The sequence below is a fragment of the Pseudomonas sp. H1_D04 genome, assembly GCF_054683855.1.
On record NZ_CP162826.1, the window covers coordinates 970,696 to 984,161 of the forward strand.

The 13,466-nt window shown below is 61.4% G+C and carries 12 protein-coding genes; 6 read left to right on the top strand and 6 right to left on the bottom strand.

Annotated elements, in window-relative coordinates; genetic code table 11:
* Window positions 1-6: 6 nt before the first annotated feature.
* The 3 genes from AB4N82_RS04560 to AB4N82_RS04570 are packed head-to-tail and all read right to left on the bottom strand — an operon-like array spanning window position 7 to window position 2,207.
* Window positions 7-333, bottom strand: a complete 327-nt coding sequence (locus tag AB4N82_RS04560; RefSeq protein WP_095183910.1) for a DUF3325 domain-containing protein — start codon at window positions 331-333, stop codon at window positions 7-9.
* On the bottom strand, window positions 334-1,908 hold the full coding sequence (locus AB4N82_RS04565; protein ID WP_122764777.1) for a PepSY-associated TM helix domain-containing protein: 1,575 nt from the start codon (window positions 1,906-1,908) through the stop codon (window positions 334-336).
* The gene (locus AB4N82_RS04570) at window positions 1,905-2,207 is read right to left on the bottom strand and encodes a DUF3649 domain-containing protein (protein WP_032886421.1); all 303 of its coding nucleotides are present in this window, start codon (window positions 2,205-2,207) and stop codon (window positions 1,905-1,907) included. Before AB4N82_RS04570 ends, AB4N82_RS04565 begins: the two co-directional genes overlap by 4 nt.
* A gap of 170 nt (window positions 2,208-2,377) precedes the next feature.
* Here AB4N82_RS04570 and AB4N82_RS04575 point away from each other — a divergent pair, with 170 nt between their 5' ends.
* The 3 genes from AB4N82_RS04575 (at window position 2,378) to fecA (ending at window position 6,235) form a co-directional block, all read left to right on the top strand.
* Window positions 2,378-2,866 (top strand): sigma-70 family RNA polymerase sigma factor, encoded by a 489-nt coding sequence (locus AB4N82_RS04575; RefSeq protein ID WP_122680321.1) that lies wholly within the window; start codon window positions 2,378-2,380, stop codon window positions 2,864-2,866.
* Complete coding sequence (locus tag AB4N82_RS04580; RefSeq protein WP_032886417.1) at window positions 2,863-3,804, top strand: FecR domain-containing protein; 942 nt, start codon at window positions 2,863-2,865, stop codon at window positions 3,802-3,804. The genes AB4N82_RS04575 and AB4N82_RS04580 overlap by 4 nt, the downstream gene beginning before the upstream one ends.
* Before the next feature lie 91 nt (window positions 3,805-3,895).
* Window positions 3,896-6,235, top strand: coding sequence for a TonB-dependent Fe(3+) dicitrate receptor FecA (fecA, locus tag AB4N82_RS04585; RefSeq protein ID WP_122764776.1), 2,340 nt, complete (start codon window positions 3,896-3,898; stop codon window positions 6,233-6,235).
* Window positions 6,236-6,411: 176 nt separating this feature from the next.
* On the opposite strand, the gene AB4N82_RS04590 is transcribed toward fecA, so the two are convergent.
* Window positions 6,412-7,284: a LysR family transcriptional regulator gene (locus tag AB4N82_RS04590; protein ID WP_122755636.1), complete on the bottom strand. Its 873-nt coding sequence runs from the start codon at window positions 7,282-7,284 to the stop codon at window positions 6,412-6,414.
* A gap of 104 nt (window positions 7,285-7,388) precedes the next feature.
* On the opposite strand from AB4N82_RS04590, the gene AB4N82_RS04595 reads away from it, so the two are divergent.
* Entirely contained in the window at window positions 7,389-8,900 is a 1,512-nt protein-coding gene (locus AB4N82_RS04595) for an MFS transporter (protein ID WP_122764775.1), read from the top strand.
* A gap of 50 nt (window positions 8,901-8,950) precedes the next feature.
* Here AB4N82_RS04595 and AB4N82_RS04600 read toward each other — a convergent pair whose 3' ends face one another.
* Entirely contained in the window at window positions 8,951-9,361 is a 411-nt protein-coding gene (locus AB4N82_RS04600) for an HPF/RaiA family ribosome-associated protein (RefSeq protein ID WP_027604683.1), read from the bottom strand.
* Between the two features lie 213 nt (window positions 9,362-9,574).
* Complete coding sequence (locus tag AB4N82_RS04605) at window positions 9,575-10,522, bottom strand: LysR substrate-binding domain-containing protein (RefSeq protein WP_095183904.1); 948 nt, start codon at window positions 10,520-10,522, stop codon at window positions 9,575-9,577.
* 137 nt (window positions 10,523-10,659) lie between these two features.
* Here AB4N82_RS04605 and AB4N82_RS04610 point away from each other — a divergent pair, with 137 nt between their 5' ends.
* Window positions 10,660-12,036: an L-serine ammonia-lyase gene (locus AB4N82_RS04610; protein WP_122764774.1), complete on the top strand. Its 1,377-nt coding sequence runs from the start codon at window positions 10,660-10,662 to the stop codon at window positions 12,034-12,036.
* A gap of 60 nt (window positions 12,037-12,096) precedes the next feature.
* A complete protein-coding gene (locus tag AB4N82_RS04615) occupies window positions 12,097-13,386 on the top strand; it encodes a serine/threonine transporter (protein ID WP_122755633.1) in 1,290 nt (429 codons plus the stop codon).
* Window positions 13,387-13,466: the final 80 nt, after the last annotated feature.

Below are 13,466 nucleotides of genomic sequence, written 5' to 3' on the forward strand. Positions count from 1 at the left end.
TTGGGCTCAGAGGGTGGCGAAGGCCGCAACGGGGCTCGCCAGCAGGCCGGCGCCCGCGAGGATCAAGGCCAGCCTTGGCCGATACGGCAACAGCAACACCAGCAACAGCGCGCTGAGCATCAATACAGCGCACCACTCCACCAATCCCAGGCCCCAGCCAGCCACGCTCACGGCGGGCCAGATCGCGACGGCAAGCAGCAAACCGCCAGCCACACGCAAACCCAGGCGTCGACGAGGTGATGGCTTACTGTGCAGCAGTTCGCCGTGATGGCGATCGGTGGACAGGCACAGAGCAGTAAACCCGGCATAGCACATCAGCAGCGCGAGGAACATTCAATTGGCCTCTTGCTTGAGGTTGAGCGGACGCGCCCGTTCAGCCTTGGGCTGCGGTGCCGTGCGGTGGTGCATCTTCCACGCCGCCCAGGCGAGAAACACGCCGCTGCCCAGACAGGTCAGATCAAAGCCGGCCATCGCCCAGTCACCACGGGCCAGGGACACGCCCAAAGGGTGATCGGTGGTGATTGCGTTGAGCAGTGGCACCGCGGCAAACAACAACGCACCGACGCTCAATTGCTCGACCCAACCCTGGCGCCCAAGACGCACAATGGCGTGCAACAGGCTCAGGCCCCAAGCGATAAAGAAGGTCTGCACTTCCCAATCGGAGCGTTCGGCGAGGCTCACCGGCAGCAGGCGGTTGGCCCAGAAGAACGCTGCAATGGCGATCAGCAAACCGGACATGCTGGCGATATTCAACACTTCCACCAGTCGCAGCTCAAACGGCATCACACCGGTTTTGGCATGTTTGAGTTGGCGCTTGCCAAGCCAGATCACCAGCCCGGTGCCGATCATCGCAGTGCCTGCCAGGCCGCAGATGAAGTACAACCAGCGCAGCACCGGCCCAGCGAAATGACCCATGTGCAGGCCGTAGAAACTGCCGCCGACCATGGCGGTCAACGATTGCCCGTCGCTGGCCCGCAACAGTTCGCCGGTGTGCCCGTTAAACGACACAATGCTGTCGAATTCATGCACCACGCTGTCGGAACTTGCGCGGAACACATTGACCGACGCGTTGACATCACCGGGGTTATTCACCCCGATCCGCCCTACGTGGCCACCCTCCCATTGCGCCCGCGCTTGCTCGTACATCGGCAGCAGCGGCACCAATTTGCCCGGCTGCCCCGACGCCGGCGCGTTGTTGGTCGCGGGGAATATCTCGTTGAAAAATGCGCGGGTATCGTTGCCATAGGAGGCCATGATCGGCGCCGGCATCACCATGCTCATAAAGATCACCAGGCTGCTGTACGTGATCATCAGGTGAAACGGCAGCACGAGCACACCCACCGCGTTATGCCCATCAAGCCAGGAGCGCTGGCCTTTGCGGGGGCGGAAGGTGAAGAAGTCCTTGAATATTTTCTTGTGGGTGATGATGCCGGTGATCAGCGCCACGAACATCACCATCGCAGCGAGGGTGGACAGCCAGCGGCCCCAGGGGTGCGGCATTTGCAATTGGAAGTGGAAACGGTAGAAGAAATCCCCGCCCATGCTTTCGCGGGCCTCTACGGCTTGGCCGCTGACGGGGTCGAGGGTTTTGCGCATGAAATTGCCGCGGCGGCCGGGGTCGAGCTTGTCTTGCCACATGACCGACAGGCCGGGGTCGCGGCTATCCGGCAGGGCGATAAACCAGCGTACCGCTGTGGGTGCCACCTGCTGCAGGTAGGTTTGCGCGACGCTGAGGCTGCGCGCATTGTCCAACGGATGAGCCTGGACCTCGGGCTGCATCCAGTGGCTGATCTCATCCTTGAAGTAAGACAGCGTGCCCGTCAGGAAAATCGCAAACAGCAGCCAGCCGAAGATCAAGCCCGCCCAGGTATGCAGCCAGGCCATGGCCTGGCGAAATCCCTCCTTCATGTGCGCACCATCCACAAGCCCACACCCGCCAAAGCGGCAAAGACTGCGCTCGGCAGCATCACGCCAAACCAGGCGCGCCAAGCCGTACGGCAGGCGAAGCACCAGAGTACGGCCAGCAAATAGAACACAAATGAACTCATCATCCCGGTGATCACGGCGTCGGCGCGAGATGTTGGCATCCACAATGCCAGGCAGATGGCGGCGAGGGAGGCCATGAGATAGCCACCGACCACGGCCGCCAGCACGCGGGAGGTGACGGCCAAGCGGTAGAGCGCGGGAAGCGAAGTTTTGCTTTTCATGCGAGAGGCGCCAGGTTCATCAGCGCGCAATATTAATGATAAATATTCTCATAAGCAAAAGAGAACGGATGAAACACCTGCTCTGCCGGATTGCCGAACCGGGTCTCGGACCATACAATGCGAACAATTCTTGTTCTCTAAAGCATGCCGATGCTTGCGGAGTGTTTGCGTTGAGCCCGTCCAACACCGTCGAAGTTCTGTACAACGACCATCACCACTGGCTCACCGGCTGGTTGCGACGCAAGCTCGGCTGCCCGGAAAGTGCTGCCGACCTGGCGCAGGACACCTTCGTCCGCGTACTCACTGCAAGAGAAACGCCCACGCTGGTCGAGCCGCGCGCGTTTCTCACCACCGTGGCCAAGCGCGTGCTCTTCAACTTCTATCGCCGCCAGGACCTCGAACGCGCCTATCTTGACGCCCTCGCACAAATGCCCGAACACGTGGCGCCGTCGGAAGAAGAACGCGCAATCATCCTGCAAACCCTGGTCGAGCTGGATCAACTGCTCGCCGGCTTGCCCACACAGGTCAAGCGCGCGTTCCTGCTGGCCCAACTCGATGGCCTGACCTACGCGCAGATCGGCGCTGAACTGGGCATTTCCATTGCCACCGTCAAACGCCACCTGAATAAAGCCGCCATGCGCTGCTACTTTGCCCTATGAACGTCTCGACCCAAGTCGCCGAACAGGCCGTGCGCTGGCTGATGGAAATGCAGCAAGGCGCGCTCAACCCACGCCAACAGGCCGCCTGGCAACACTGGCTGAATGCCCACAGCGAGCACCAGCGCGCCTGGGACCATATCCAGCGCGTTAACCAGCGCCTGCGCGGCATGCCCTCGCCCCTGGCTCACGCCGCGTTGAATGCGCCGACGTCTACCAGCCGGCGGCAGGCGCTGAAGTTGCTGTTGATCCTCGGCGCTGGCTCGGCAGCCGCCTGGAGCCTGCGCCAGCAGCATATTCTGCCGCCCCTGACCGCCGACTACCGCAGCCCGGTGGGCCAACGCCGCAAGGTGCAACTGGCCGACGGCAGCCAGTTGCAGCTCAATACCGGCAGTGCCGTAGATGTACATTTTGATGGCCAGCAACGGCTGATCCGACTGCTCGAAGGCGAGATCATGCTGAACGGCATCGCCGGCAACACGCCATTGCGCGTCCTTACCGGCCAGGGCCTGCTCAGCAGCCAAGCGGCGCGCCTGAACGTACGTCAGTTCAACGACCACACCCAGCTGGCGGTGCTCGACGGCCAAGTCGAGGTGATGCCCAACACCTACAGCGGCCTGCCGCTGACAGTCGAAGCGGCGCGCCAAGTCAATTTCACCCGCAAAGGCTGGGACACCCCGCGCCCCACCGACGCCAACAGCGGCGCCTGGGCCGACGGCATGCTGGTGGCTGCACACATGCGCCTGGAAGATTTCCTCGGCGAACTGGGCCGCTATCGTCGCGGCCAGGTCAATTGCGATCCGCAGGTTGCCAATTTATTGATCTCCGGCAGCTACCCGCTGGACGACAGCGAACGCATTCTCAACCTGTTGGAAGTCAGCCTGCCGGTGAAAGTGCGGCGCTTTACCCGCTATTGGGTGACAGTGCAGGCGCGCGCCTGAAATTATTTTATGTACCTGTGAGCCGTTTTCCACACCTCGCGTGACAGAGAAGGAAAGCCACCTTGATCCTTCCTTCTCAGGACCGCTCTTCATGCCCCAGCAGCCGACCCTAATCGCCCGCACCTTGCGCCAACTGTTACTGGGCGCCTGCCTCAGTTTCGCAGTATTGCCCCCGGTGATGGCCGCCGACCCCAAGCCTTATCACATTGCCCCGACGTCGCTGGAAGCGGCCCTCAATCAGTTTGGTCGCGAAGCCGGCGTATTGATTTCCTTCGGTTCCGAAATCACGGCGGGCATGCAGAGCCGTGGTTTGTCCGGCAGCTACAGCACCACCGGAGGCCTGCAAAAACTGCTGGAAGGCACAGGCCTGGAGGCCCGCCCTGAAGGTGACAACGCCTTCAGCCTGCAACCGGTAAACGCACCGGCTGCGGTAGAGCTGGCGACTTCCAGCGTGGTCGGCGACTGGCTCGGCGATGCGGCACAAACCAATGTGTTCGAACACCCCGGCGCCCGCGATGTGATCCGCCGCGAAGAGTTCGAACGCCAAGGCGCCACCCAAGCCAAGGACGTGCTCAACCGCATCCCCGGCGTCAACGCTCCGGACAACAACGGCACCGGCAGCCACGACATGGCGCTGAACTTTGGCATTCGCGGACTCAACCCGCGCCTGGCGTCGCGCTCCACCGTATTGATGGATGGCATCCCCGTGCCCTTCGCGCCGTATGGCCAGCCGCAACTGTCCTTCGCACCGATCAGCATGGGCAACATGGACGCGGTGGACGTGGTACGTGGCGGCGGCGCCGTGCGTTACGGCCCGCAGAACGTCGGCGGCGTGGTCAACTTTGTGACCCGCGCGATCCCGGATGCGCCAACGGTCAAGGGCGGCTTGCAGACTGAAACCAGCCCGTCATCCAGCCATGACGGTTTCAAGACCGCCGGCAACCTGCTGGCCGGCGGCACGGCCGACAATGGCCTTGGCGGCGCGATTCTGTATTCCGGCACCCGGGGTGGCGACTGGCGCGAAAACAGCAACACGCGCATCGACGATTTGATCCTCAAGGGCAAATACCAGCTCGACGACGCCAATAGCTTCAACGCCATGGCGCAGTACTACGAAGGCCAGGCCGATATGCCCGGCGGTTTGAACGTGGCGAACTACAAGGCCGATCCGTACCAGTCCACCCGCCCCTACGACAAATTCTGGGGCCGCCGCACGATGTTCAACGTCGGCTACCGCTACGAACAGGATCGTCGAGAATTCACCGTCAACAGTTTCTTCACCAAGACCCTGCGCAGCGGTTATCTGGACCAGGGCACGTTCCTGTCGCTGTCCCCGCGTGAGTATTGGGTGCGCGGCGTGGAAACCCGTTTCGCCCAAGGCTTTGACCTCGGCCCGACCAGCCATGAAGTGGGCGTCGGCTACCGCTACATCAACGAAGCCGGCCACGAGTTGCGCTACCGCACGCCGATTTCAGCCAACAACCAGCAAATCCCCACGACTGACAGCCGCAACGACCGCGACACCCGTGGCGGCACAGAAGCCAATGCGTTCTTCGTCGATGACCGGATTGATATCGGCAAGTGGACCATCACCCCGGGCATTCGCTACGAGATGATCGAGTCCCAGCAGAGCAATAATCTGACCAACGTCAAATACAAAGGCGACTACAACACCGCGCTGCCGGCGTTGAACGTGCTCTATCACCTGACCGACGACTGGAACCTGTATGCCAACACCGAAGGTTCATTCGGCAGCGTGCAGTACAGCCAGATGCCCAACCGCGTCACCAGCGGTGAAGTCAAACCGGAAAAAGCCCGCACCTGGGAACTGGGTACCCGCTATGACAACGGCACCTTGCGCGCGGAGATCGGTGCGTTCCTGATCAACTTCGATAACCAGTATGAAAGCAACCAGACCAACGACTCGGTAATCGCCCGGGGTGAGACACGCCACCAGGGTATCGAAACCAGCGTCAACTACGCCCTCGATGGTTTGAGCCCGGCGTTGGCCGGTTTCGATGTGTACGCCACCTACGCCTACGTCGACGCCACCATCCGCGAAGACGGCCCGAACAAAGGCAACCGCGTGCCCTTCTCGTCCAAGCACAAAGGCACCCTCGGCGTGGGTTACACCGAAGGGCGCTGGAAACTCAATGTGGACAGCAGCTACCAGAGCAGCCAGTTCGCCGATAACGCCAACACCGAGGCCGAGACCGCCGACGGCGCCAACGGACGCATCCCCGGCTACATGCTGTTCAGCAGCCGCGCGGCCTATGATTTCGGCCCGCAACTGTCGGACTTGAACGTGGCGGTCGGCGTGAAGAACATCTTCAACAAGCAATACTTCACGCGCTCGTTTGACGATAACAACAAGGGCAAATACGTCGGTGAGCCACGCACGGTGTACGTGCAGACCTCCATCGCGTTCTAACTGCCCAAGCAACACACCACCTGTGGCGAGCGGGCTTGCCCCGCGTTGGACTGCGTAGCAGGCCCGGCCTTTTCAAACAAAGAGCTGGGGTCGCTTCGCAACCCAACGCGGGGCAAGCCCACTCGCCACAACAAACCCGTTTGCCTTAATAGCATGCTCGCCCTGACCCGCCGGTTCTAACTGCCCGCCAGGCAACTGGGGGTGGCTTCGACCAATGCATCGATTGCACACCGTGTCTTGGCCGGCATATGCGTGGCAGTGGGCCAGATCACATGGATGGGCGCAGGTTGCTCGCGATAGTCGGGCAATACTGCGACCAACTTCCCACGCAGCACATAGTGCGCAATCAACCAACTCGGCAACCAAGCCAGGCCGACGCCCGCGATGGCGGCATCGGCAACAGCCTGGAGGTCGTCCATCATTAACGGCGAGGCCACGCGATTGCGGTGCGGGGTGCTGCTGCGGTAGGCGATGCCGCGATGGCCGGCAAGGTCTTCGATGCATTCAATCGGCCCAACGCGCTGCAAGTACGCCGGTGACGCCGCCAGTCCCACGGCCTGCTCGCCCAGCCGACGCGCACTGAGGCGGTCGGTGTCGGGGAGCGGGCCGATCCGCACGGCGACGTCGAAGCCTTCCTGTGCCAGGTCCACCAGCCGATCGGCGAAGCTGATCTCGATTTCCAGTTCCGGATAACGCGCCATCAATCCCCACAATGCCGGGGCCGCGTAGTGGTGCCCGAAGGCCAGCGGCAAGCTGGCCCGCAAGCGGCCGCGTGGCTGTTGCCGGCCGCTTTCCAGCACCGATTCGGCAGCCTCGAGCTCCGCCAATGCCCGCAGGCAATGTTCGTAGTACGCCTGGCCGTCCTCGGTCAAACGCTGGCGGCGGGTGGAGCGCTGCAGCAGGCACGTGCCCAAGCGTGCCTCCAATCGCGCCAGGCCCTTGCCAACCGCCGAGCGTGTGAGATTCAGGCGTTCGGCGGCCTCGGTCAGGTTGCCGCTTTCGACGATTTGCAGAAACAGCTCAACGCCATCAAAACGCGGTGTGGCCATGGTTCTATTGTCGCCCTTGATTCCCCTATTAGCAGAAAACTTATCACGAATAACGAACCCTATTCCCCTGAAAATATCCCGATACCCATCCACAGGAGAATCCCATGCCACCCGTCGCCACGTTAACCGCCACCAGCCGCCCGCGCACCGCCAGGAATGGGCTGGCCCTCACTGCCGTGTGCCTCGTCGCGCTGATGTTCGGCCTGGAGATTTCCAGCGTCCCGGTGATCCTGCCGACGCTCGAGCGAGAGTTGGGCACGGGCTTCCAGGACGCCCAATGGATCATGAACGCCTACACCTTGGCCTGTACCAGCGTGCTGATGGCGGCGGGCACATTGGCGGATCGCTTTGGCCGTCGCCGCATGCTGGTGTTATGCCTGTGGGTGTTTGGCCTGGCCTCGCTGGCCTGTGGGCTGGCCGAGGAGGCTTCGCTGCTGATCACGGCGCGGTTTGTTCAGGGCATCGGTGCCGGAGCGATGATGATTTGCCAGTTCGCCATCCTGTCGCACCTGTTCAGCGAACCGGTAGCACGGGCACGGGCCTTTGCAATATGGGGCGTGATTGCTGGCGTGGGCCTGGGCTTCGGACCGATGATCGGCGCATTGATCCTGGCGGTGGCGGATTGGCGTTGGGTGTTCCTCGTGCACGTGCCGCTCACCCTGTTCACCCTGGTGCTGCTGCACATCAGCGTGCAGGAGTCCCGCGACCCGGCCGCCCGTCGCCTGGACATCGCCGGTATGCTCACCTTGACCGTGTCGGTGTTTGCCCTGGTGTACTTCATCACCCAAGGCAGCGAGCACGGCTTCGGCGCACCGGCCATGCTCGGTTGGGCGGCGTTGTCGGTGCTCGGCTTGCTGCTGTTCATCGCGGTCGAGCTTCGCAGTGCACACCCAATGTTCGACTTCTCGGTGTTCCGCATCCAGCGTTTCAACGGCGCGTTGATGGGCTCTATCGGCATGAACTTCAGCTTCTGGCCGTTCATGATCTACCTGCCGTTGTACTTCCAGGCGGGCCTGGGTTACGACACCTTGACCACCGGCGCAGCCCTACTCGCCTACACCTTGCCGACCTTGCTGGTGCCGCCGCTGGCCGAGCGCCTGGCGCTGCGCTATGGCGCCGAACGCATCATCCCCCTGGGCCTGGGCCTGATGGGCGCGGGCTTTCTGGCCATGGCCGCCGTCAACGGCGCCGAGCACCCACGTATTGAGCTGGTGCTGCTCAGTTGCGTGATCGCCGGCGTAGGCCTGGCGCTGACCAACTCGCCCACCACCAACACCACCACTGGCTCGGTGTCGGCGGATCGCGCAGGCATGGCCTCAGGCATCGACCTCAGTGCGCGGCTGATCACCCTGGCGCTCAACATTGCCCTCATGGGGTTGGTGCTGTTGCTGGGGATCAGCCATCACCTGGCCGAGGTGCTGCCCCCTGCCACGGCAATGGATTGGCCGGTTATCAGTCAAAACATTGCCGCAGGAAAACTCGAGTCAATGGGGCTGACAGTCAACGACGCTCAGGCAGCACTGCGCCACGGCGCCGGTTGGGCGATGCTGTTTGCCGGGTTGGGTGCTGGCGGGCTGGCGATGCTGAGCCGGTATTTTTTCCGACGCAGGCGCTAAACGAAAACGGGCCTGCAGATGCAGGCCCGTTTGAGGGGGTCAAAAGAAAGTTAGCCGTTGATGACAGCGTTTTCGTTTTCCAGGAATTCCTGTTCCAGCGCGTCTTCATTCACTTTGTTGATTGGCTGGTTTTTCGCGGCAGCGCGGGGCTTGCCTTGCAGTCTGCCAAACAGATGCTCCAACGCGTGGTCCAGCTTGGTGGCCGCACTGTCGATCGCTTGTTCCAGGGTATCGCCCTTGGCGGATACCGACAGTGGTTGATGGCCTTTTGGCCGCGCTTCCAGGCGGCAACTTAAATCGTGGGGACCGGGCTTGTCGCCGTTCTCATCCCGCAGATAGACCTCCACTCGGGTCAGGTCTTCTTCATAACGTTCGAGCGTGCTCTCAATGGTAGTACGTACCCACTCCTCCAGTCGGATGCTGCTTTCAATATGGTTATCGCTATTGACTTGGATTTGCATAGTTCTTCCCTTATTTCAGCTAGCTCGCGAGAGGTCACAAACTGCAACACCGGGGTGGTGAAACCATGACCTCTTGATTACACAATTGAGCAGCCAGACGAACAATTCAACCCCTTTGCAAAGATAAATCCTACATTACAAATTAAGCCTGACTACGGGCAAAAACGCTGTTAGGGTGGGGAGTTAGTTACATCTTCTTACGCTCTGTAAACGTCATAATTGCCCCTCTCCCAACGGGTGCAATCCGCGAAAAATCCCCGCTTCCTCTACCAGCCAGTCATGCACCGCGCGCACGCCCGGATGGCTCAGTGCGCCTGGCGCATACAGCAGCACATAGCGCTTGTGGTTGGGCACCGCGAGGCCGAACGGCACGATCAAGGTGCCGCGCTCCAGCTCATCGTTGAGCAAAGTACGCCGCGCAATCGCCACGCCCATACCGGCGATGGCGGCTTCTATGGTCAAGTGGTTGCGGTTGAAGGTGTGGCCGCGGCGAACATCGGCGTCGTGGTAGCCAATTGCATTCAGGTAAAACTCCCACTCGGCATACTCATAACTCCCACGCCAGGCGGTGATGTCGTGCAGCAGCGGGAAATGCACAAGGTCGGCCGGGCCATGCAAGGGCGGACGACCGCGCAATAGGCTTGGCGCACACACCGGAAATATCTGCTCATCCAGCAAGGCTGTGGATAACAGCCCAGGGTAGCTGCCGTCGTTCAAGTCGATAGCCAGGTCGAAGTCCCCCTCATGCAGGGCAATGCTGCTGTCCTCGGCAACCATGCGCAGTTGGATGTCCGGAAAGCGTTGCTGCAAGCGTGGCAAACGTGGGGTGAGCCACTTGCCAAGAAACGACGGGATCGAGCGTAGGCGCAAGGTGCCGCTGATCATCCCCGCATCGAGCCGCTGCAATTCGGCATCAATGCTGCCGTAAGCCTCCCCCACCGTAGCCGCCAACCGCTGCCCCTCCGCACTCAACTCCACACCCCGCGCCCGTCGATGGAACAGCCGAAACCCAAGACGCTCCTCCAACTGGCGGATTTGTTGGCTCACCGCCCCCGGTGTGATGTGCAGTTCTTCGGCGCAGCGGGTGAACGAAAGATGCCGCGCAGCGCAGGAAAACACGTGTAACCAGACATAAGTCTGGCCATGGAGAGGGCGAGCCATAGGGTTTAGTCCTGCTAAAGGGTGTCTTAGGATAATTCGTTGGTCAGTGCCGATCCAGAGGCTCAGTATCGCGCCAATTGCGCTCGTCCTACAAAACATGGCAGCGATTCCTACTCCATTGCTTGTAAGGGTTTAGCATGGCTATCAGTGTTTTTGATCTATTCAAGGTGGGCATCGGCCCGTCCAGCTCCCACACCGTCGGCCCCATGCGGGCAGCGGCGACCTTCGCCCAAGCCCTGACCGACCAGCGATTGCTTACCGACACCCGACGGGTTGAAGTGCGTTTGTACGGCTCGCTGTCCGCCACCGGCGTCGGCCATGCCACCGACCGCGCCTGCGTAATGGGCCTGATGGGTGAATGGCCGGACCGTATTGACCCCACCTCGATCAACAGCCGTATCCAGCAACTGCGCGAGACCGACCGCTTACTGCTGGCAGGCACCCAGGACATTGCCTTCAACTGGCACACCGATCTCCTGCTGCTGGAAGAAAGCCTGCCCTACCACCCCAACGCCATGTCCCTACACGCCTATGGCGACAGCGGACTGCTTAGCGAGCAGACGTATTACTCGGTGGGCGGTGGTTTCATCATCGAAGCTGCCGAAGCAGCGTCAGGCATTGCGCCGACCAGCGATGTTGAATTGCCCTACGACTTTTCCAGCGCCGTCGAACTGCTGGCCTTGTGCAACAAGCACGGGCTGCGCGTTTCAGAGTTAATGATGGCCAACGAGCGCGCGTGGCGCAGTGACGAACAGATTCGCAGCGGCCTGCTGCATATCTGGTCGGTGATGCGCGAATGCGTGGAGCAAGGCCTGCGCGATGAAGGCATCTTGCCCGGCGGCCTAGATGTGCCACGGCGCGCGGCGAAATTGCACCGCAGTTTGTTGGAAATCGGCAAACCCAATGTCATCACCTCGACCTTGTCGGCCATGGAATGGGTCAACCTGTTCGCCCTTGCCGTCAACGAAGAAAACGCCGCCGGCGGACGCATGGTCACCGCACCCACCAACGGCGCGGCGGGGATCATCCCGGCGGTGCTGCATTACTACATGAAGTTCAACGCCGACGCGTCCGACGACGACGTGGTCAATTTCTTCCTGGCCGCCGCCGCCGTCGGCATCCTGTGTAAGAAAAATGCGTCGATCTCCGGTGCCGAAGTCGGCTGCCAGGGCGAAGTCGGCTCGGCCTGCGCCATGGCCGCCGCCGGCCTTGCCGACATCCTCGGCGCCACCCCCGAACAACTGGAAAACGCCGCCGAAATCGGCCTGGAACATAACCTCGGCCTGACCTGCGACCCGGTCGGCGGCCTGGTGCAAGTGCCGTGCATCGAGCGCAACGCCATCGCGGCGGTCAAGGCCATCAACGCCACGCAAATGGCCCTGCGCGGCGACGGCAAACACTTCATCTCGCTGGACCGGGTGATCCGCACCATGCGCGATACCGGCGCCGACATGCATGACAAATACAAAGAAACTTCACGGGGCGGCCTGGCCGTGAGCTGGGTGGAGTGCTGAGGAGCATTCCCTGACTGCCCCAACGTGAGCCCGCGCAAAAATAATAACGAGGCAATAACGATGACCGATGTACGTACACCTGCTGCCGAAAATCCTGTTGAGGTAGAAAACACCGTAACAACCGGCTGGACCAAGCACGACACCACTTGGATGCTCGGCCTCTATGGCACCGCCATCGGCGCAGGCACTTTGTTCCTGCCGATCAACGCCGGCGTCGGCGGCTTCTGGCCACTGATCGTGCTGGCGTTGCTGGCCTTCCCGATGACCTTCTTCGCCCACCGTGGGCTGACGCGCTTTGTACTGTCAGGCACATCCGGCGACATCACCGAAGTGGTCGAAGAACATTTCGGCGTCGGTGCAGGCAAGCTGATCACTTTGCTGTACTTCTTTGCGATCTTCCCGATTTTGTTGGTGTACAGCGTCGCGTTGACCAACACCCTGGGCAGCTTTATGGAACACCAACTGCACATGACACCGCCGCCCCGGGCGATCCTGTCGCTGGTGCTGATCCTGGGTTTGATGGCGATTGTGCGCTGTGGCCAGGGCGTGATCGTCAAGGCCATGAGCGTGCTGGTGTACCCGTTCGTCGCCGCCTTGCTATTGCTTGCGCTCAGTCTGATTCCCAACTGGAACGGCGCGTTTTTCGCTTCTGCCAGTGAGGGCATGCCGCTGCCCGTGTTCTTCAAGACCCTGTGGCTGGCTATCCCCGTGATGGTGTTCTCGTTCAACCATTCGCCGATCATCTCCGCGTTCGCCGTCGACCAGAAACGCGTGTACGGCCCGCTGGCCGAGCGCAAAAGCAGCGGCATCCTCGCCACAGCCCACGGCATGATGGTGCTGACGGTGATGTTCTTCTGCTTCAGCTGCGTGCTGGCTCTGTCACCGGCGGACCTGGCGGCAGCCAAGGCGCAGAACATTTCGATCCTGTCGTACCTGGCCAACCACTTCCAAACCCCTGTGATCGCTTACGCCGCGCCGTTGATCGCGCTGGTGGCCATTACCAAATCCTTCCTTGGCCACTACATCGGCGCCAGCGAAGGCTTCCAGGGCTTGATCGTCAAATCTCTGCGCGGGCGTAACCGCTCCCTGTCGTCCAAGTGGCTGGAACGTAGCACCGCCCTGTTCATGGTGCTGACCTGCTGGGCCGTGGCCACCTTCAACCCAAGCATCCTGGGCATGATCGAAACCCTGGGCGGGCCGATTATCGCGTGCCTGTTGTTCCTGATGCCGATGTACGCGATCCAGCGCGTGCCAGCCTTGCGCCAGTATTCGGGCCAGGTGTCGAATGTATTTGTGGTGGTGATCGGCGTGATTGCGCTGTCTGCGATCGTTTTCTCTGTACTGCCCTGAAACAGGTCACCGATTTCAATAACAACCCAAAACAATTGTGGGAGGGGCTTGCTCCCGATAGCGGTCCTTCAGCCAATAAA

Coding starts and splice junctions, on each gene's coding strand:
- AB4N82_RS04580 (WP_032886417.1), top strand. CDS start 2,863: ATGAACGTCTCGACCCAAGTCGCCGAACAGGCCGTGCGCTGGCTGATG.
- AB4N82_RS04600 (WP_027604683.1), bottom strand. CDS start 9,361: ATGCAAATCCAAGTCAATAGCGATAACCATATTGAAAGCAGCATCCGA.
- fecA (WP_122764776.1), top strand. CDS start 3,896: ATGCCCCAGCAGCCGACCCTAATCGCCCGCACCTTGCGCCAACTGTTA.
- AB4N82_RS04570 (WP_032886421.1), bottom strand. CDS start 2,207: ATGAAAAGCAAAACTTCGCTTCCCGCGCTCTACCGCTTGGCCGTCACC.
- AB4N82_RS04560 (WP_095183910.1), bottom strand. CDS start 333: ATGTTCCTCGCGCTGCTGATGTGCTATGCCGGGTTTACTGCTCTGTGC.
- AB4N82_RS04595 (WP_122764775.1), top strand. CDS start 7,389: ATGCCACCCGTCGCCACGTTAACCGCCACCAGCCGCCCGCGCACCGCC.
- AB4N82_RS04610 (WP_122764774.1), top strand. CDS start 10,660: ATGGCTATCAGTGTTTTTGATCTATTCAAGGTGGGCATCGGCCCGTCC.
- AB4N82_RS04615 (WP_122755633.1), top strand. CDS start 12,097: ATGACCGATGTACGTACACCTGCTGCCGAAAATCCTGTTGAGGTAGAA.
- AB4N82_RS04565 (WP_122764777.1), bottom strand. CDS start 1,908: ATGAAGGAGGGATTTCGCCAGGCCATGGCCTGGCTGCATACCTGGGCG.
- AB4N82_RS04590 (WP_122755636.1), bottom strand. CDS start 7,284: ATGGCCACACCGCGTTTTGATGGCGTTGAGCTGTTTCTGCAAATCGTC.
- AB4N82_RS04605 (WP_095183904.1), bottom strand. CDS start 10,522: ATGGCTCGCCCTCTCCATGGCCAGACTTATGTCTGGTTACACGTGTTT.